General features: G+C 72.6%; 1 protein-coding gene. It reads left to right on the top strand.

Features of this window, described 5'->3' with window-relative positions; translation table 11 throughout:
• Window positions 1-413: PEP-utilizing enzyme (locus GV790_RS29045; protein ID WP_256673603.1), on the top strand; the 413-nt coding region annotated here is incomplete at both ends.

Here is a 413-nt window from a genome sequence, read left to right as displayed (position 1 = left end):
CTGCTCGGGCTGCCCGAGCCGGGCGTGCCCGCGCCGCGGCATCCGTCCATCCTGATCGCCCGCGACCTGGCCCCCGCTGACACCGCGGGCCTGGACCCCACCCGCATCGTCGGGCTGGCGACCTCGCTCGGCGGTGCAACCAGCCACACCGCGATCATCGCCCGTCAGCTCGGAATTCCGTGCGTCGTTGCGGTGACCGGCCTCGACGACGTTCATGCGGGCGCCGATCTGCTGGTGGACGGAGCGTCGGGAACGGTCACCGTCGATCCGGATCCGGTCGTCGCCGAAGCCGCCGTCGCCGGCTACCGTGCCACCGCGGCCAGGAACGCGAGCTGGACCGGTCCCGGCGCCACCAGCGACGGTCATCGTATTCTCATCCTCGCCAACGTTCAGGACGGCGCGGGTGCACGGGC

The organism is Nocardia cyriacigeorgica, assembly GCF_010858045.1.
Taxonomy (GTDB): domain Bacteria; phylum Actinomycetota; class Actinomycetes; order Mycobacteriales; family Mycobacteriaceae; genus Nocardia; species Nocardia cyriacigeorgica_E.
Note: the sequence above shows the minus strand (reverse complement) of the source record. Positions and strands in the feature narration are given on the sequence as shown.